At 70.2% G+C, this 18,553-nt stretch carries 17 protein-coding genes; 14 read left to right on the top strand and 3 right to left on the bottom strand.

The genetic code is table 11. The features are described from left to right. The first annotated feature begins 119 nt into the window (after nucleotides 1–119). The 3 genes from glmM to B9C99_RS09175 all read left to right on the top strand — a co-directional run bounded on the left by glmM (nucleotide 120) and on the right by B9C99_RS09175 (nucleotide 2,955). Complete coding sequence (gene glmM, locus B9C99_RS09165; RefSeq protein ID WP_088897726.1) at nucleotides 120–1,460, top strand: phosphoglucosamine mutase; 1,341 nt, start codon at nucleotides 120–122, stop codon at nucleotides 1,458–1,460. A gap of 119 nt (nucleotides 1,461–1,579) precedes the next feature. Beyond that, nucleotides 1,580–1,969, top strand: a complete 390-nt coding sequence (locus tag B9C99_RS09170; protein WP_088897620.1) for a hypothetical protein — start codon at nucleotides 1,580–1,582, stop codon at nucleotides 1,967–1,969. Continuing rightward, nucleotides 1,966–2,955 carry a hypothetical protein gene (locus B9C99_RS09175; protein ID WP_088897621.1) on the top strand — a complete coding sequence of 330 codons (990 nt, stop codon included), beginning with the start codon at nucleotides 1,966–1,968 and terminating at the stop codon, nucleotides 2,953–2,955. The genes B9C99_RS09170 and B9C99_RS09175 overlap by 4 nt, the downstream gene beginning before the upstream one ends. 24 nt (nucleotides 2,956–2,979) lie before the next feature. Here B9C99_RS09175 and B9C99_RS09180 read toward each other — a convergent pair whose 3' ends face one another. Beyond that, nucleotides 2,980–3,828, bottom strand: a complete 849-nt coding sequence (locus tag B9C99_RS09180; RefSeq protein WP_088897622.1) for a hypothetical protein — start codon at nucleotides 3,826–3,828, stop codon at nucleotides 2,980–2,982. A gap of 128 nt (nucleotides 3,829–3,956) precedes the next feature. Between B9C99_RS09180 and glmS the strand changes: the two genes are divergently transcribed. The 8 genes from glmS (at nucleotide 3,957) to tsaD (ending at nucleotide 12,410) form a co-directional block, all read left to right on the top strand. Then, nucleotides 3,957–5,822: a glutamine--fructose-6-phosphate transaminase (isomerizing) gene (gene glmS, locus B9C99_RS09185; RefSeq protein ID WP_088897623.1), complete on the top strand. Its 1,866-nt coding sequence runs from the start codon at nucleotides 3,957–3,959 to the stop codon at nucleotides 5,820–5,822. A 28-nt stretch (nucleotides 5,823–5,850) separates the two neighbouring features. Next, complete coding sequence (locus tag B9C99_RS09190) at nucleotides 5,851–7,302, top strand: NAD(P)H-hydrate dehydratase (RefSeq protein ID WP_088897624.1); 1,452 nt, start codon at nucleotides 5,851–5,853, stop codon at nucleotides 7,300–7,302. 58 nt (nucleotides 7,303–7,360) lie between these two features. Beyond that, nucleotides 7,361–8,533, top strand: a complete 1,173-nt coding sequence (gene alr / locus B9C99_RS09195; protein ID WP_088897625.1) for an alanine racemase — start codon at nucleotides 7,361–7,363, stop codon at nucleotides 8,531–8,533. Nucleotides 8,534–8,537: 4 nt separating this feature from the next. Next, entirely contained in the window at nucleotides 8,538–9,596 is a 1,059-nt protein-coding gene (locus B9C99_RS09200) for an alpha/beta hydrolase (RefSeq protein WP_016690938.1), read from the top strand. 22 nt (nucleotides 9,597–9,618) lie between these two features. Further along, a complete protein-coding gene (gene tsaE, locus B9C99_RS09205; RefSeq protein ID WP_088897626.1) occupies nucleotides 9,619–10,077 on the top strand; it encodes a tRNA (adenosine(37)-N6)-threonylcarbamoyltransferase complex ATPase subunit type 1 TsaE in 459 nt (152 codons plus the stop codon). Between the two features lie 79 nt (nucleotides 10,078–10,156). Further along, nucleotides 10,157–10,825 (top strand): tRNA (adenosine(37)-N6)-threonylcarbamoyltransferase complex dimerization subunit type 1 TsaB, encoded by a 669-nt coding sequence (gene tsaB, locus B9C99_RS09210; protein WP_088897627.1) that lies wholly within the window; start codon nucleotides 10,157–10,159, stop codon nucleotides 10,823–10,825. Beyond that, nucleotides 10,822–11,337 (top strand): ribosomal protein S18-alanine N-acetyltransferase, encoded by a 516-nt coding sequence (gene rimI / locus B9C99_RS09215; RefSeq protein WP_088897628.1) that lies wholly within the window; start codon nucleotides 10,822–10,824, stop codon nucleotides 11,335–11,337. Before tsaB ends, rimI begins: the two co-directional genes overlap by 4 nt. A 44-nt stretch (nucleotides 11,338–11,381) precedes the next feature. Then, the gene (tsaD, locus tag B9C99_RS09220) at nucleotides 11,382–12,410 is read left to right on the top strand and encodes a tRNA (adenosine(37)-N6)-threonylcarbamoyltransferase complex transferase subunit TsaD (protein ID WP_088897727.1); all 1,029 of its coding nucleotides are present in this window, start codon (nucleotides 11,382–11,384) and stop codon (nucleotides 12,408–12,410) included. A gap of 39 nt (nucleotides 12,411–12,449) precedes the next feature. Here the strand turns inward: tsaD and B9C99_RS09225 are convergent, their stop codons facing one another. Then, the gene (locus B9C99_RS09225; RefSeq protein WP_088897629.1) at nucleotides 12,450–14,201 is read right to left on the bottom strand and encodes an Hsp70 family protein; all 1,752 of its coding nucleotides are present in this window, start codon (nucleotides 14,199–14,201) and stop codon (nucleotides 12,450–12,452) included. Nucleotides 14,202–14,512: 311 nt separating this feature from the next. Between B9C99_RS09225 and groES the strand changes: the two genes are divergently transcribed. Then, complete coding sequence (groES, locus tag B9C99_RS09230; protein ID WP_006550071.1) at nucleotides 14,513–14,815, top strand: co-chaperone GroES; 303 nt, start codon at nucleotides 14,513–14,515, stop codon at nucleotides 14,813–14,815. Between the two features lie 87 nt (nucleotides 14,816–14,902). Then, on the top strand, nucleotides 14,903–16,513 hold the full coding sequence (groL, locus tag B9C99_RS09235; RefSeq protein WP_088897630.1) for a chaperonin GroEL: 1,611 nt from the start codon (nucleotides 14,903–14,905) through the stop codon (nucleotides 16,511–16,513). Between the two features lie 233 nt (nucleotides 16,514–16,746). Here the strand turns inward: groL and B9C99_RS09240 are convergent, their stop codons facing one another. After that, entirely contained in the window at nucleotides 16,747–17,040 is a 294-nt protein-coding gene (locus B9C99_RS09240) for a WhiB family transcriptional regulator (protein WP_006550073.1), read from the bottom strand. A gap of 523 nt (nucleotides 17,041–17,563) precedes the next feature. On the opposite strand from B9C99_RS09240, the gene B9C99_RS09245 reads away from it, so the two are divergent. Then, nucleotides 17,564–18,499 carry a hypothetical protein gene (locus tag B9C99_RS09245; RefSeq protein WP_016690946.1) on the top strand — a complete coding sequence of 312 codons (936 nt, stop codon included), beginning with the start codon at nucleotides 17,564–17,566 and terminating at the stop codon, nucleotides 18,497–18,499. Nucleotides 18,500–18,553 lie beyond the last annotated feature (54 nt).

The following is an 18,553-nucleotide window of genomic DNA, read 5'->3' on the forward strand; positions in this document are numbered from 1 at the left end:
ACCTGTTCCACCACGAGAGCAGGCGTCGGTAGACATCTCCTACCGGCGCCTGCTTTCGTGCATTCTGACCTCTATCGACATCCGCGGCGGGGGCCGCACACGACTGGGAGGCTGTGTACATGGGTCGGTTGTTCGGCACCGACGGAGTCCGGGGCTTGGCCAACGCCGAGCTCACATTGGAGCTGGCAGTACGTCTGGCAGGCGCTGCAGCAGCGGTCCTGGCCCCTCAGGGTGCCGAGCGGCGACCGGTCGCGGTCGTGGGTCGAGATCCGCGCGCGAGCGGGGAGATGCTCGAGGCGGCCGTCACGGCCGGACTCACCGCAGCCGGGGTCGACGTGGTCTCGGTGGGCGTGCTGCCCACGCCCGCGGTCGCGTACCTCACGGGTGACTACGGCGCCGACCTCGGCGTGATGATCTCCGCGTCGCACAATCCCATGCCCGACAACGGCATCAAGATCTTCGCGGCCGGCGGGCACAAGCTCGACGACGAGGTCGAGGACCGGATCGAGGCGGTGCTGCACGGCGACGCCGAGAGCGCTGCACGCCCGACCGGCGCGGACATCGGCCGGGTACGCGTCGTGTCCGACGCCCTCGACCGTTACCTCGCGCATCTCGAGACGGCCGTGCACAAGCCGCTCACCGGTACGACCGTGGTGGTCGACTGCGCGCACGGCGCCGCCTCACAGGCCGGCCCGGCCGCCTACGCGGCCGCAGGTGCGACGGTCATCGCGATCAACGCCGAACCCGACGGACTGAACATCAACGACGGCTGCGGATCCACGCACCTGTCCGTGCTGCAGCAGGCCGTGCTCGAGCACGGCGCCGACCTCGGTCTCGCGCACGACGGCGACGCCGACCGCTGCCTCGCCGTCGACGCGACCGGCACGGTGGTCGACGGCGACGCGATCATGGCGATCCTCGCCCTCGGCATGCACGAAGCCGGCGAACTTCCCGACGACACGCTCGTCGCCACGGTGATGAGCAATCTCGGTCTGCATCTCGCGATGCGCGCGGCGGGAATCCAGGTGCGCACCGTCGGTGTGGGCGACCGCTACGTGCTCGAGGAGCTCCGCCGCGGTGGCTACGGCCTCGGCGGTGAGCAGTCCGGTCACATCGTCCTGCCCGCGCACGGCACGACCGGCGACGGCGTGCTCACGGGTCTGCGCCTGATGGAGCGGATCGCCACTACGGGCCTGCCGCTCGCGAAGCTCGCCTCGGTGATGACGTCGCTCCCGCAGGTTCTCGTGAACGTGCGGGTCCACGACAAGGTCGCCGTCGCGAACGATCCTGCGGTGGCGGCTGCGGTCGCGGAGGCCGAGCGCGAACTCGGTGAGACCGGCCGGGTGCTGCTGCGTCCGTCGGGTACCGAACAGCTCGTGCGCGTCATGGTCGAAGCCGCCGACGACGATCACGCCCGGGCAGTCGCCGACCGTCTCGCGGGAGTCGTCGCCGCCGTCTGATCTGCGCGGTCACCGGCTCCTCGTAGCCGCATTCCACGGGTAGTCCCGCTGCGGTGGAACCGGATCGCCCTGCGCTGCGTCCTAACTCTTCGAGAGGGTTCGGTGGGCGAAGGGCGGACATGGACACACAGCAGCAGAGCGCGGCGACACAGCACGGCACGATCAGGTTCGACGGCGAGGCGGTGCGCGCCGTCGCGGCACGACTCGCGGAGGTCGCCGAGGACGCCGACGACGAGATCCGTCGCGGCTTCGGCGGTCTCGTCTTCGACGGCTCCGGTGCCGGATCGACGCACCGGGCGGCCGGCGTCCGCGTCGAGACCGGCTGTCGCAGGATGCGTGCTGCATGCGAGACCTGGGCGGCGACCGTGCAGGCGCATGCCGATGCGCTGCGCGCCGCGGCGGACACCTACCGCCACCAGGACGACGCGACCGGCATCGCCGTCACCGCTGTGACCGGCGCCGAACTCGACAGCGTCGGGTTCGGCGACGCAGGGACCCGGCAGCCGTGAGGACCCCTCCCGAGAGCGCAGGCGACATCCTCGATGCAGGAGCGCCCGGCCTGGCCCGTCTGACCGACCTCGTGCAGTCCCTGCATGCTCTCGGGCTCGAGTCCGGCTGTTGCGTCGCGGACGTCCGGGCACGTTACGACGAGGAACGAACCCTCGCGTTGCCCGCCCTCGCCGACGACGCCGCCACGACGCGCTCGCTGGCGACCTCCCTCGGTCGTCGGACCGACGAACAGCGTCGTCTCCTGCTGCAACTCGACGAGTCGTGGGACGGATCCGCCGCCGACCGGGCTCGCGCGGAGCTGACGGCCACCGTCCGTGCCGGAGTGGCGCTGTGTTCGTCGCTCACCGATCTCGCGGTCGCTCTGGAGTCGGCCGCCACCGCGATCGCCGCGGCCTTGCGTGAGAAGGCCCGCGTCGTCGGGGATCTCGCGGAAGGCACCGTCGACGGTCGCACGAGGGACGAGATCGACACGATCGTCGCCGGAGCGAGCGGGAGCCCGCACGGACCGAGCCCGGAGGAGCATGCCCGCTGGTTCGGCGACCCGCCCGGTTGCGACGTGGGCGACCCGCCCGGTGGCGACGTGGCCGACCCTGCCGCCGACTGTCGGAGATGGGTCGAGGAACGTCTGGTCCCGGCGGTCCGGGACGCCGTCGACGTGGTGCTCGGGGCGTGTGAGGAGGCCGGCCGCCGGATCGCCGGCAGTGTCACCGACCTGGCGACGACCACCGAACGCGTCGCCGAGGGTGCCGGGGCGGCCGGGGGCGCGTCCGGTACCGGGACGGTGGCTCCCGTCGTCGACGACGGGTCGATGCAGCACGGACCGAGCGACCCGCCGAATCAAGGTGCACTGCTGACGGTTCCCGGGATCCGCCCGGGCGAACGCAGACGCGAACATGCCTCCGGACCGCTCGAGGACGACCGTCGGCAGAACGAGAACGACGAGGGTGATACGGGAGTCGTGCTCGCGGAAGCCGGGCCGCTGTGACGCGAACGACGGAACGGAGGTCCGTCAGCGCCCGAGGAGCAGGTTGACCTGCGTGCCGAGATCACGATCGACGACGTCGGGGTCGGAGATCACCGTGGAGCCGGGCAGCTCCGTGGTGAGGTCGGAGAAGATCGTGTACGTCTTGTCGCCCGTGAGACGGTGCAGCAGGAAGCCGGTGAGCAGCGCACGAGTGCGTTCCTGGGTGCGACGCTCCGCACCACCGACGCCGAGAGCGCCGAGCAGGCGGCGCCCCTCGACGAGTCCTTCGTCGTTCGCCTTGTCGACGACCCGCAACTGCACGTCGTCGCTGCCCCAGCCCCGGGCGACCGCGACGGCATCGCTGGTCATCGACCCGATGCTCTTCTCACCGACGAGGACGAGGCCCGGTGCCCGCACGCGGCCCGCGGCGTCGGAGGCGGCAGGGGAGACGGGCGAGGGGTAGAGCGCGGCGACGGCCGCCACCTCACGCCTCGCTGCGGCGAGCACCGCCGCTCCGGCGCCCGAGCCGTGGCCCACCAGCGCGAGCTTCGACGGATGGACACTGATCCGCCCGGTGCCGAGACGCACGCCGGTGCAGATGTCGAGGGTGGTGAGCAGGTCGGTCGACAAGCCGATCGCCGACGGCACCGGTCCGCGCTCGGTGTTGGGGGCGCCCACCACGATTCCCCAGGACGCGAGGTGCTCGAAGAGCTTCGTGTACTTCGTGACCCCGGTGAGCCAGCCGTGCCCGAACGCGATCGCGGGCAGGTCGAAGCCTTCCGCGGGGGTGTACACGACACCCGGCTGACCGGCGAGCGCCAGGTCGCCGCGCAGCACCGAGTGCGGGCCGCGCCGGGAGAGTTCCTGAGCCAGTTTCTTGGGGTTCGCCGCCACGGCCTGAACGTTAGCGGATGGCGCTGCCCGCCGGGGTCGGTGCGTACCGGACGGCGTGCCCCGATGCAGGTGTACGGGCTCACCGGTGTGTTGTTCCCGGACGGGGGTCGACCAGTACCCTGCTAGGCATGTGCGGAATCGTGGGCTATGTCGGGCACCGTCGTGCTCTCGACGTCGTGGTGGAAGCGCTGCGGCGGATGGAGTACCGGGGTTACGACTCGGCGGGAATCGCCATCCTCGACGGCAAGGGTGCTCTGGCCGTCGAGCGGAAGGCGGGGCGGCTGGTCAATCTGGAGGCCGAGCTCGCCGAGATCGGCGAGGAGCACTTCGCCGGTACCGCGGGGATGGGGCATACCCGGTGGGCCACCCACGGTCGTCCCACCGACCGCAATGCGCACCCGCATCGCGACGCGACCGGCAAGGTCGCAGTGGTGCACAACGGCATCATCGAGAACTTCGCGCCGCTGCGTGAGGAGCTCGAGAAGTCGGGCGTGGAGCTGGCCAGCGACACCGACACCGAGGTCGCGGTGCACCTGGTGGCCCGCGCCTACGCCGAGGGCCCGACGGCGGGCAACTTCGTCGACAGCGCCCGCAGTGTGCTGCGCCGGCTGCAGGGTGCGTTCACGCTGGTCTTCGCGCACGCCGATCATCCGGGCACGATCGTCGCCGCGCGCCGGTCGACGCCGCTGGTCGTCGGGGTCGGCGACGGCGAGATGTTCATCGCCTCGGACGTCGCGGCGTTCATCGAGTTCACCCGCCAGGCGGTCGAGCTCGGTCAGGACCAGGTCGTGGTGATCACGAACAACTCCTACGAGGTCACCGACTTCGACGGCAACACCGACGTGGCGACGCGTCCGTTCACCATCGACTGGGATCTCGCCGCCGCCGAGAAGGGCGGCCACGACTACTTCATGCTCAAGGAGATCGAGGAGCAGCCGGCCGCGGTCGCCGACACCCTGCGCGGTCACTTCGTCGACGGGTGCATCGTGCTCGACGAGCAGCGCCTGTCCGATCAGGAACTGCGCGACATCGACAAGGTCTTCGTCGTCGCCTGCGGTAGTTCGTACCACTCGGGCCTGGTCGCCAAGTACGCGATCGAGCACTGGACCCGCCTGCCCGTCGAGGTCGAACTGGCCTCGGAGTTCCGCTACCGCGATCCGGTGCTCGATCGGTCCACGCTGGTCGTGGCGATCTCGCAGTCCGGGGAGACCGCCGACACCCTCGAAGCGGTCCGGCACGCCAAGGATCAGAAGGCGCGGGTGCTGGCGGTGTGCAACACCAACGGCGCGCAGATCCCGCGGGAGGCCGACGCGGTGCTCTACACCCGCACCGGCCCGGAGATCGGTGTGGCGTCGACGAAGGCGTTCCTGGCGCAGATGGCCGCGAACTACCTCGTGGGTCTGGCGCTGGCGCAGGCGCGCGGCACGAAGTATCCCGACGAGGTGGCCCGCGAGTACCAGGACCTGGCGGCGATGCCGGAGAAGATCGCCGAGTTGCTGACCGGCATGGAGCCGGTGCGGGCGCTGGCGCGTGAGCTGTCGGCCTCGCCGGCCGTGCTGTTCCTGGGCCGGCACGTGGGCTACCCGGTCGCGCTCGAAGGGGCGCTCAAGCTCAAGGAACTGGCGTACATGCACGCCGAGGGCTTCGCCGCCGGTGAGCTCAAGCACGGCCCGATCGCGCTGATCGAGGACGGGCTGCCCGTCATCGTCGTGATGCCGTCGCCGAAGGGCCGCGCCGTGCTGCACAGCAAGCTGCTCAGCAACATCCGGGAGATCCAGGCCCGCGGAGCCGTCACCGTCGTCATCGCCGAGGAGGGCGACGAGACGGTCCGGCCGTTCGCCGATCACCTCGTCGAGATCCCGTCGTCGGCGTCGCTGCTGCAGCCGCTGTTGTCGACGGTGCCGTTGCAGGTCTTCGCCGCGGAGGTCGCGCAGGCCCGCGGTTACGACGTCGACAAGCCCCGCAACCTCGCGAAGTCGGTCACCGTCGAATAGCGGCCCACCCGCCGGTGCAGGAGGGACGATGCGCAGTTTTCACCCGTCCGACGTGGTCCGTGCGGCGGAGGCGCCGCTGCTGGAGTCTCTCCCCGAGGGGGCGCTCATGCGGCGCGCGTCCTACGGACTCGCGCGGGTCGTGGCTTCCGAACTGCGCGAACGCACCGGTGGGATCGCCGGTCGGCGGGTGAGTCTGCTCGTCGGGTCCGGCGACAACGGCGGCGATGCGCTGTGGGCGGGAGCCTTCCTGCGTCGCCGTGGCGTGTCCGTCACCGCGCTGCTGTTCGCCCCCGATCGGGCGCACCCGGCGGGTCTGCGGGCACTGCGGAAGGCCGGCGGACGGATCCTTTCGGCGACTCCCGAGCACGTCGGCGACCCGGACCTCGTGCTCGACGGCATCGTCGGCATCTCCGGACGCGGCCCGCTGCGACCGGCAGCGGCCGCGGTCGTGGACGAGATCACCGCGCCGATCATCGCCGTCGACATCCCGAGCGGTGTCGATCCCGATACCGGTGCCGTCGACGGACCTGCGATCACGGCCGCGGTGACCGTCACCTTCGGCGCCTACAAACCGGTCCATGCGCTCGCCGCCGCGCGCTGCGGCCGTGTCGAACTCGTCGACATCGGACTCACACTCCCGGAGGCCGGGCTGGTCGCGGCGGAACCGTCCGAGATCGGTGCGATCTGGCCGGTGCCCGGCGCCGAGGACGACAAGTACTCCCAGGGTGTGGTGGGTATCCGTGCCGGCAGCGCCCGGTATCCGGGGGCGGGTGTGCTGTGCACGGGAGCGGCGGTCGCCGCGACCTCCGGCATGGTGCGCTACGCCGGGTCGGGTGCCTCCGAGGTGCTCGCGCGGTTCCCCGAGGTCGTCGTGTCGCCCTCGGTGGCCGAGACCGGGCGGGTGCAGGCCTGGGCCGTGGGGCCGGGTGCCGGTACCGACGACGAGGCCTGCGCGAACCTGCGCGACATCCTCGCCACCGACCTGCCGGTGCTCGTCGACGCCGACGGGCTCACGCTCCTCGCCCGGGAACCCGGTCTCGTGCGGGGCCGGTCCGCGCCCACCCTGCTCACCCCGCACGCCGGCGAGTTCGCACGCCTGACCGGGAACCGCCCCGAACCGGACCGGGTCGCGGCGGTACGTTCCCTCGCCGCCGACTGGGGTGTGCACGTGCTGCTCAAGGGGCGCGCGACTCTCGTGGCACGGCCCGACGGGCACGTCTTCGTCAACGATGCGGGCGGGTCGTGGGCGTCGACCGCGGGTGCCGGGGACGTGCTGGCCGGTGTCATCGGGTCGCTGCTTTCGTCGGGCATGCCGGTGGACCTGGCCGCGGCGGCCGGTGCACGGGCCCACGCGCTCGCCGCGAACCTGGCCGCGCAGGACCCGGAGTCCCCCGGAGCGGCGCCGATCTCGGCGAGCGCGATCCTCTCGCGACTCGGCGACTCGATTCGTCTGCTGCGCACCCACATTGCCGAATCGTGACGTGGCACACGGGGACACGACGTCGGCGTCCGACGGCACAGTGGCAGGATCGACAGATGTGACCACGACCCAACGCACCCCGCGACCTGCACGTACCGTCCTTCCCCAAGCCGAAGCCGTCATCGATCTCGATGCCGTGGCGGAAAACGTACGAGCGCTCCGGGAGTACGCGGGTCCGGCTGCGGTCATGGCCGTCGTCAAGGCCGACGCCTACAACCACGGGGCCGTGCCGGTCGCGCGTGCAGCGCTCGCCGCAGGCGCCCGCGAACTGGGTGTGACGACGCTCGGCGAGGCCCTCGCACTCCGTGCCGCGGGTATCGAGGCTCCGATCCTGTCGTGGCTGCACACCGCCGACTCCGATTTCGCTCCCGCCGTCGAGGCCGGGGTCGAACTGGGCCTGTCCTCGCCGCGGCACCTCGCGGCCGTCGTCGAGGCGGCCCGTCGGGTCGGGGCCACCGCGACCGTCACGGTCAAGGTCGACACCGGTCTCAACCGCAACGGTGTCGCCGTCGACGAGTGGGACGACATGCTGCGCGACCTGGGCCGGGCACAGGCCGAGGGTGCCGTGCGCGTGCGCGGAGCCTTCTCGCACCTCGCCCACGGCGACGAACCCGAGCATCCGGGTAACGCCGAGCAGCGCGATCGGCTGAGCGAGGCCGTCGCGGATCTGCGGCGGCACCAGCTGGCTCCCGAAGTGGTGCACCTGTCGAACTCCGCCGCCACCGTCACCCGTCCCGACCTGCGATTCGACATGGTTCGGCCCGGAATTGCGATGTACGGATTGACACCGATCCCGGAACTCGGAGATCTGGGCTTCCGGCCGGTGATGACCGTGCGGGCGAGGGTGGTGCTGGTGAAGAAGGTGAAGGCGGGGGACGGCGTGTCCTACGGGCACACCTGGACCGCTCCCGCGGATACGACGGTGGCACTGCTGCCCATGGGATACGCGGACGGGATCCGCCGCAATCTCAGCGGGCGCATCGAGGTGCAGCTCGGTGGGCGCCGGTGCCCGCAGATCGGGCGCGTGTGCATGGATCAGGTCGTTGTCGACCTCGGCCCCGACGGTGCAGGAGTAAGCGAGGGCGACGAGGCGTTGTTCTTCGGTGACGGGCGTCACGGAGAGCCGAACGCCCAGGACTGGGCCGACAAGCTGGACACGATCAACTACGAGATCGTGACCGGCATCGGCGGACGGACCGTCCGGACCTATGTCGGAGCGAAGGGAGCGTGACGTCATGTCCCTCGTGAACAGGATGGGACTCCTCGGTGCGAGCCTCGCGACGCTCGCATCGTCGGCGGGACTGTACGCGGTCAGGACCGCGGGCGCGCCCGCCCCCGAGATCTATCAGAACGAGGACTTCGACGAGATCCTCCGGCTCCCGCGCCGCATCGTGGCCACCGAGGACGGTGTCCCGCTCGTGGTCCGCGAGAGCGGCTCGTCCCTGGCTCCGCTCACCGTCGTGTTCGTCCACGGCTACTGCCTGCGCATGCAGGCCTGGCACATGCAGTACCGGCACCTGCGCGAACAGTGGGGACGCGACGTGCGCGCCGTCTTCTACGACCAGCGTGGCCACGGCGAATCCGGTTTCTCCGGCGCCGCGACGTGCACCATCGCGCAGCTCGGCCGCGACCTGGGCCGGGTGATCGACGAGGTCGCGCCCACCGGTCCGGTGGTGGTCGTGGGCCACTCGATGGGCGGCATGACCGCGATCGCCCTCGCTTCCCAGCGACCCGACCTGTTCGGCGAACGCATCGTGGGGGTCGGTCTCCTCGCGACCACCGCAGCAGGTCTGAGCAAGACCGGTATCGGACGCAATCTCGAGAACCCGGTGATCGACGCGTTCCGGTACGCGGCGCGTACCGCACCGGGATTCGTGCAGTTCGCGCGCGGCGCGGCCCGTGCCGTCGTGACCCCGATCCTGCGCGCGGCGTCCTACGGTACGGTCGTGAGCCCTCGCCTGGTGAAGTTGTCCGACCGAATGCTCGACGAGACGTCGGTGCTCACCATCGTCAACTTCCTCCGCACCCTCGAACTGCACGACGAGTCCGCGGCGCTTCCGGTCCTGGGCACCGTGCCCGTGTTGGTGTTGTCCGGCGACGCCGACATGGTCATCCCGTACGCGAGTTCCGAGGCGCTGGCGGAGGAACTGCCCGACGTCGAACTCAAGCGGGTACGCGGTGCCGGGCACCTCGTGCAGCTGGAGTTCCCCGAGGTGGTCGACCGTGCCCTCGATCGCCTGATCCAGCGGAGTTTCACGCAGGGAGTGAACGGAAGGCAGATCGCAATTGGGTGAGTCGCAATCGAGTGGGCCACAGGTGGGGGAGCAGACCATCGAACTGCCGACCGTGGAGGACACCGAGGCGTTCGGGCGGCGGCTTGCAGCCGAGTTGCGGGCCGGCGACCTCGTCGTGCTCGACGGACCGCTCGGCGCGGGTAAGACGGCGTTGACCCGTGGGATAGCCGCCGGCCTCGGGGTGGAGGGACGCGTGACCTCCCCGACCTTCGTCATCGCCCGCGAACACCGTCCCGGTAGTCCGGAGGGACGCGAACCGGTCGGGCTCGTCCATGTCGATGCCTACCGTCTCGGCGACGGCCCGGACGCCCTCGACGAACTCGACGCGCTCGACCTCGACACCGACCTGACCGACACCGTCGTGGTGGTCGAATGGGGCGGTGGCCTGGTCGAACAGCTCGCCGAACGGCATCTGAGGGTCCGGCTCCGGCGCGACCCGGGCACCGACGTCCGCCGTGCCTCGTGGGAGTGGATCGGCTGACCCAGCGGAAGCCCACATGCCGGTGGCTTCCGTCACTGCGCACCGACCGGGCAGGTCGTGCGGGGTAGGCTGGTACATCGTGCTCGTGCTCGCCGTCGATACCGCCACCCCCGCCGTGACCTCGGGAGTCGTCCGTCTCGACCGCGGTCGGGACGATCCCCGGCCCGAGACGGTCGCCGCGCGCGTGCTCGACAATCCGCGAGCGCACGCCGAAGTCCTCACCCCGCAGATCCTCGAATGTCTCGCCGAGGCCGGCGCCGCACCCACCGATCTCGACGCGATCGTCGTCGGCATCGGACCAGGCCCGTTCACGGGTCTCCGCGTCGGCATGGCCACCGCTGCGGCCTTCGGTGATGCTCTCGGCATCCCCGTGCACGGTGTGTGCAGCCTCGACGCGATCGCCGCGGACGTCCACCGGGAACACGGTACGGACGCCGATCTGCTCGTCGTCACCGATGCCCGTCGGCGCGAGGTCTACTGGGCACGCTATTCCGGCGGCCGCCGCGTCGAAGGACCCGAGGTGCGCAAGCCCGCCGACGTGCCCGCCGAGCCGTCGGTGCGGGTGGCCGGCTCGCCGACGCACGTCGCGCTGTTCGACCTTCCGGCGGTGGACGTGCAGACGCCGTCTCCGGCGGGCCTGGTGACCCTTGCCGCCGACGCCCTGCGCGCGGGCGCCGACCCGGAGCCGCTCGTGCCCCTGTACCTGCGTCGCCCCGACGCGGTGGAGACCGCGAACCGCCGCGCATGAACGCCACACCCGAGGAGAATCCGGCCGCCGAGAACGCGGTCGTCATCGACGCACTGCGCCCCGAGGACGCACCCCGCTGCGCCGAACTGGAACAGATCCTGTTCCCCGGCGACGACCCGTGGAGCGCCGACGCCTTCCGTTCGGAGCTGGCCTCGCCCCACAACCGCTACTTCGCCGCGCGCGACCCCCAGGGCCGGCTGATCGGTTACGCGGGACTCGCGCGACTCGGTACGGCCATCGAACCCGAATCCGAGGTGCACACGATCGGCGTGGACCCCGCGGCGCGCCGCCGGGGGATCGGCGGAGCCCTGTTGGGGGAGCTACTGGCCGTCGCCGACCGCTGGGGCGGGCCGGTCTTCCTCGAGGTACGCACCGACAACGACGCGGCGATCGCCCTGTACCGGCGCGAGGGCTTCGAGATCGTCGGAACCAGGAAGCGTTACTACCAGCCGAGCGGCGCGGACGCGTACACGATGCGTCGTCCGGACCCGCGAGAGGAGTCACCGGCGTGAGCACCACCAGCCCCCGATTCGAGCTGCCCGAGCGCCCCGTCGTGATGGGCATCGAGAGCTCGTGCGACGAGACCGGTGTCGGCATCGTCCGTTGGGTGGGTGACGGCACCCTCGAGCTGATGGCCGACGCCGTCGCGTCGAGCGTGGACGAGCATGCCCGCTTCGGCGGTGTGGTGCCGGAGATCGCATCCCGCGCCCACCTCGAGGCCATGGTGCCGACGATGCGGCGCGCCCTCGACGAGGCCGGGATCGAGAAGCCGGACGCGGTGTGCGTGACCATCGGGCCGGGCCTCGCGGGAGCACTTCTCGTCGGTGTCGCCGCCGCCAAGGCCTACGCGGCAGCGTGGAACGTGCCGTTCTTCGCGATCAACCACCTCGCGGGCCACGTCGCGGTCGACACCCTCGAGCACGGACCGATGCCGCCCTGCGTGGCGCTGCTCGTCTCCGGTGGCCACACACATCTGCTGCACGTCGAACATCTCGGCAAGCCCATCGTCGAACTCGGCACCACCGTCGACGACGCCGCGGGTGAGGCCTTCGACAAGGTCGCGCGGCTTCTGGGACTCGGTTATCCGGGCGGTCCCGAGGTCGACAGGCTGGCCCGGGAGGGCGACCCCACCGCGGTCGTCTTCCCGCGGGGTATGACCGGTCCGCGCGACGCGCGTCACGACTTCTCGTTCTCCGGTCTCAAGACCGCGGTGGCCCGCTTCGTCGAGGCGAAGGAACGTGCGGGCGAACCGGTGCCGGTCGCCGATGTCGCTGCGGGTTTCCAGGAGGCGGTGGCGGACGTGCTCACCATGAAGGCCGTGCGGGCCGCCCAGGATCTCGGTGTCGACACGCTCGTCCTCGGTGGCGGAGCGACCGCCAACAGCCGGCTCCGCGAACTCGCCGAGGAACGGTGCGCTGCCGCAGGTATCACCCTGCGTGTGCCGCGACCGAAGCTGTGCACCGACAACGGCGTCATGATCGCGTCGCTGGGCGCGCATCTCATCGCCGCGGGGGCGCAGCCGTCCTCGCTGGGCGCTGCGACGGATCCGGGCCTGTCGGTGTCGGTGTCGCAGATCGTGGCCTGACCGTTCCCGACCGACTGCCACCCGAGGAGGGTGCGCTGCCTAGGTGGGAGCGATCTCCGAGGTCCCGGAGCCGGTGGTGGTCTCTCCGGTGGTCGTGTCGCCCGTCGTGGTCTGTCCGGTGGACGGCACGGTCGTGCTCTCCTCCGTGACGGACGCGATCGTCGAGGACACGTCGGTCGGATATGCACCGGTGGACGATGCGGACGGCGACTCGGTCGGCGATGTGGTCGACGGGGGTGTCGGGCTCACACCGGTGCTCGGTTCGGTCGTCTCCGGATCGGTGGGCGCAGGGCTCGTCGTCTCCGGCGGTGTCGTCGGCTCGGTGGTGTCGGGAGCGGTGGTGTCCGGTGCCGTGGTGTCGGGAGCGGTGGTGTCCGGTGCCGTGGTGTCCGGAGAGGTCGTGTCCGGAGCCGTGGAGTCCGGATCGGGCCTCGGTGCGGTCTCGGAATCCGGCGATGTGAGCGGTCGGTCCGTCTCGGACTCTTCCTCCGCTGTCGACCCGGGAGTCGGCACCTGATCGATCGGGGTGGGCGTCACCGTGGTGCTCGTCGACTCGGGCGCGGTGGGCCACGGATCCTGGGTCGACGGAACGGTGTGCTCGACGGTCGGCAACGGCCAGGGAACCGTCGTCGGCGCGGGTGCGTCCTGGGTGCTCCGGGACGTCACGGGTTCGGGCGGCGGGTCGTGGGACGGGACGGCCGACTCGCCGGGACCGGCCTCCTGCGTGGGGACGTCGCCGCTCGTGAAACGCGGCGAGACCTGGGCGTCGCTGCTCTCGCGTTCGGTGAAGTGCTGGGTGGCGAAGCCGGCCATGATCGCACTGAGCACCAGGAGTCCGGCGACCGCACCGGAGACACGACCCGAGGATCGGTTGCCGGTGCGCGACAGGGCACCGACCACGGTGTATCCGACCGAGGACGCGGAATCGGCCGACAGTGCCGCACCGATCGCGGCAGCCGCTCCCGGCTCGGGGACGGTGACGATCTCGCCGTCGAACTCCGCCGAGATCGCCGCGGCGAGGACGGGGGACGCGGCAGCACCTCCGATGAGGGCCATGGTCTCGGGAACCGGATCGGTGCTCGAGCAGATGCGCCGGGTGAACGCCGCCGCTTCGTCGGCCAGATCGGTCGTCAGTTCGTCCAGTTGCGCGCGGGTGAGGGTGACCGTCGCGTCGGGACCGGCCTCGGCGATGTCGATGCGGGTCGTCGGCGCCGAGGAGAGGGCCTCCTGGGCACCCTGGCACCGGGCCGCCAGCAGGCCGGGGTCGATCTGCCGCCGGGTGCGCATCCGCTCGGTGGCGTTGCGGACATGATCGAGTACACGTGCGGTCAGGGCATCGCCGCCGACGGTCTCGGTGCGTGCGGACCGCAGCAGGGTGCCGGTCTCGCGGTCGAGGACGGAGACGGTCGTGCCGGTGGCTCCGATGTCCACGAGCGCGATCGCGCCGGGTTCGCGACGGACTCCCACGGTGTAGAGGTATTCGAGGGCGGCGGTGGTCTCCGGAACGAGACGGACCATGTGGCCCGTCCGCTCGGCGGCCGTGCGGATCTCGTTCGCCTGCTCCTCGGTGCGGTATGCGACCGTGATGATGTCGGGGCCGTCGGCTCCGCGGGCGGTTCCGCGAGGAGACGTGAGCGAGACGGCGTCGAAGACGAGATCTCCGAGATCGCGCCCGGGCTGGGACTCGGAGGCGAGTCTGCGGAATTCCGTTGTGGGCGCGTGTGCAGCATCGACGCGCAGGGCCGAGCCGACGCCGGAGGCGCCGACGGAGATGCCGAGCGACGTGGGCATTGTTCACCTTCCGTGCGTGATCGACGACCAGGCGTCCAGGGCCTACCTCGGCTGAGGTCACCGAACGATCACGCTCATGGGTTTCCGTTATTCAACCGTAACATGACGCCGGGTTCGATGCAGGTCGGCGTGTTTGCACCCGTTGCCCTTGAGCGCTGGCACTCGCGTGTATAGAGTGCTAGTGACACCGAGCGCCGGCCCGGCACCCGCGACGACGGGACGCGTGCGGAGTCACCGTGATGACTGAACACACCCGTGTTCGAGAACACCGGTTCTCGGACCCCATTACCCCTGAAAGTGGAGGGCTCATCGTGGCGAGCGTGAACATCAAGCCGCTCGAGGACAAGATCCTCGTCCAGGCCAACGAGGCCGAGACGACGACTGCCTCCGGCCTGGTCATCCCGGACACGGCGAAGGAGAAGCCCCAGGAGGGCACCGTCGTCGCCGTCGGCCCCGGCCGCTGGGACGAAGATGGCGACAAGCGCATCCCGCTCGACGTCAAGGAAGGCGACGTCGTCATCTACAGCAAGTACGGCGGAACCGAGATCAAGTACGCCGGCGAGGAGTACCTGATCCTGTCTGCGCGCGACGTCCTGGCTGTCGTCGCCAAGTAGGCCGCTTGCATTCCGCCCCGGTGTCCCGTTTCGGACCCGGGGCGGAATACGTTGGGGAACATCCGAGTCCAGGAGTAGTCGCAGAACATGTCCAAGCAAATCGAGTTCAACGAGACCGCGCGCCGGGCTCTCGAGCGCGGTGTCGACCAGCTGGCCGACGCCGTCAAGGTGACGCTCGGCCCGCGTGGCCGGCACGTCGTGCTCGCCAAGGCATTCGGTGGTCCCACCGTCACGAACGACGGTGTGAGCATCGCCCGTGAGATCGAGCTGGAGGATCCGTTCGAGAACCTCGGCGCCCAGCTCGTCAAGAGTGTCGCGACCAAGACCAACGACGTCGCGGGTGACGGCACCACCACCGCGACCGTTCTCGCCCAGGCGCTGGTCAAGGCCGGCCTGAAGAACGTTGCCGCAGGCGCCAATCCGATCTCGCTCGGAGCCGGTATCGCCCAGGGTGCGGACAAGGTGAGCGAGGCACTGCTCGCGTCCGCCACTCCCGTCGAGGGCAAGACCGCCATCGCGCAGGTCGCCACCGTGTCCTCGCGCGACGAGGAGATCGGCGAGATGGTCGGCGAGGCGCTGACCCGCGTGGGGAAGAACGGTGTCGTCACCGTCGAGGAATCCTCCACGCTGCACACCGAACTGGTCGTCACCGAGGGCGTGCAGTTCGACAAGGGCTTCCTGTCGCCCTACTTCATCACCGACATCGACGCGCAGGAAGCCGTCCTCGAGGACGCGCTCGTCCTGCTGTACCGCGAGAAGATCAGCTCGCTTCCCGACTTCCTCCCGCTCCTCGAGAAGATCGCAGAGTCCGGCAAGCCGGTCCTGATCATCGCCGAGGACATCGAGGGCGAGCCGCTGTCGACCCTCGTGGTCAACGCGATCCGCAAGACCCTCAAGGCCGTTGCCGTCAAGGCCCCGTACTTCGGCGACCGCCGGAAGGCCTTCCTCGAGGATCTCGCCGTCGTCACCGCGGGTACGGTCATCAACTCCGATCTGGGTCTGTCCCTCAAGGAGGCCGGACTCGACCTGCTCGGTTCGGCCCGCCGCGTCGTCGTCACCAAGGACAGCACCACGATCGTCGACGGTGCCGGCACGGCCGAGGACATCGAGGCACGCGCCGCCCAGCTGCGTCGCGAGATCGAGGCCACCGAGTCCGACTGGGACCGCGAGAAGCTCGAAGAGCGTCTGGCGAAGCTCGCCGGTGGCGTCGCCGTCATCCGCGTGGGTGCTGCAACCGAGACGGACCTCAAGGAGCGCAAGTTCCGCGTCGAGGACGCCGTCAATGCCGCGAAGGCGGCCATCGAGGAGGGCATCGTCCCCGGTGGTGGTTCGGCTCTCGTTCAGGCCTCGCGCGCGCTCGAGGAGCTCCAGGCGTCCCTCTCCGGCGACGCCGCCACGGGCGTCGCCGCGCTGCGCACCGCGCTCACCGCGCCGCTGTACTGGATCGCCACGAACGCCGGCATCGACGGTGCGGTGGTCGTGAGCAAGGTCGAGGAGACGGGTAAGGGTTTCAACGCCGCGACCCTCTCCTACGGCGACCTCGTCGCCGAGGGCGTCGTCGACCCGGTGAAGGTGACGCGCTCCGCCGTCGTCAACGCTGCGTCGGTGGCACGCATGGTGCTCACCACCGAGAGCGCCGTCGTCGACAAGCCGGAAGAAGAGGCCGAGGCCGGGCACGGCCACGGTCACGCGCACTGAGCGACAGGTCAGGGCCGCGGACCCGCCGCCCGGCGGGTCCGTAGGTCGAGCCGGACGTGAAAGTCGTTCCGGACGGCACGAATACAGCGAGGCCCCGCAAGGAATGTTCGCATTCCCTGCGGGGCCTTCGTCGTATCGACGCATCTCCTCCAACCGGCCTCCCGGTCGTACCGTCACGGTCGTGTCGACATGGTCACGACCGTGACGGTGTCATCACGGGGCGGGTGACCGCCTCACACAGCGACCTTCCGCCGTCGTTGCCTCGTGTACATCTCCCGCTCGGTCTCCGACATGCCGCCCCAGATGCCGTACGGCTCGGCGACGGCGAGGGCGTGGTCGCGGCAACGGGCCAGCACGGGGCAGGTGCGGCACAGCTCCTTCGCGCGGTTCTCCCGCTGGGCGCGGGCACGACCGCGCTCTCCGTCGGGGTGGAAGAACACCGAGGAGTCCACACCACGACACTTACCGTGCATCTGCCAATCCCAGAGGTCCGCGTTGGGGCCGGGCAGTGTGTGTGGTGCAGGCATGTGGCACTCCTTTGCAGCAAGCTCGCGTGAGTTGTGCGAGCGGACCGTGGACACATCGGGATTCCCGCTGTGATCCGAATCAAACAAACTCACCGTAGGATCTGTATCGATTCGTCGTCAATATTTTCGATGAGTGGGATAGTCCATAACCGAACGGCCAAGATTTAACCGCGGAAATATTTACTTTCGTGAGGAGTCGTGCCTGTGCGCTGCGGGCGGGGGTGATCCGCGGTATTCTCCGCTCCCGACGTGGGTAGAAGGTCCCTTACTCGCTGGTAACCCGGCCTTTCGGCGGCCGGATGTGGCTCCGACTCGGGCTCGGAGGGCAGGGGCGGCACCCTACATGCACCACGCATGTTTTAACGCGATGTTTAACAAAATGTTCGGAAATGTCTTCTGTGCATCCTGCGTTCCAATCGTCGAGACTATTTGCGCTCACGGTGATAATTTCTCTCCGACAAATGCCCGGCGTCGGCCCGGAGCCCCGCGTATCGCCGGTATCCGCTGGTGCGATGATTCCGCGATGGCACCTTCCGACGCCCGCCGGCACACGGCACCGACACCGTCCGACCGCCACGCGATCCTGGTCGCCGCGGCCTTCGGGCCGACCCCGGGGGCACATCCGCTCCCTGCGGCGCACGGACCCGAACAGAATTGGTTGCGGGCCGTCGCGCTCGGTGGGCAGGGGCGTTACGCCGCTGCGCGGGCCGAGCTGACTCGAGTGCGTGGCACCGGAGGAGCGTGGTCGTCGTTCGGAGCGAGCACCGAGGCCTCCCTCCTCCGTCAGCTGGGTGGGCATCGTGCCGCCGCAGTGCTGGACGGACGCGCTCTCGTAGAGGCGGGGTCGCTGCGAACCGGCTCCGGGAACACTGTCGCCGCACGCGACTCCGACACTGTCGCCGCATCGCGCGACGCCGATGCTGTCGCTGCATGGTGCGACGCTGCCACGGGGTTGGCGGCCGATGCGCTCGGGCGGGGCCGTCTCGCGGTGTGCGGGTCGCTCCTCGACCGATGCGCAGCCGCACTCGACGCTGCCGAATCGGAAGCGGGGGAGAAGGCCTTCGTGCGGCAGCGGATCCGTCTCGCGTGGGTCGGGGCCGAATCCGCTCTCGCGGCAGGCGACTTCACCCGTGCTCGCAGCCGGGCGGACCGCGCGGTGGAACTCGCGGACGGATTCGGATCGATCCGGCACTCCGTGAAGTCCGACCTCGTGCGGGCGGCCTCTCTGACCGGACTGCCCGACCACGGTCCGGCCGTGGAACAGGCCGCCGACGTCCTCACGCGCGCGGAGGAACACGGACTGGTTCCGTTGCAATGGGCCGCGGCGATGCTCCTCGACGGACTCGGAGAGGGTGATGCGGGTCGCGTCCGTGATCTCGATGCGGGTCGCGTCCGTGATATCTGCGCGACCACCATCGTCGGGCGTGGGGGCCGGTTCGTGACCTCGTCCGCCTGCTGAGTTCCACTCGCGCGCGGGGGGTGACCCGACCGGTCGGTCGTTGTAGTTACTCTG

This window comes from Rhodococcus sp. BUPNP1, from assembly GCF_002215235.1.
Classification (GTDB): domain Bacteria; phylum Actinomycetota; class Actinomycetes; order Mycobacteriales; family Mycobacteriaceae; genus Rhodococcus.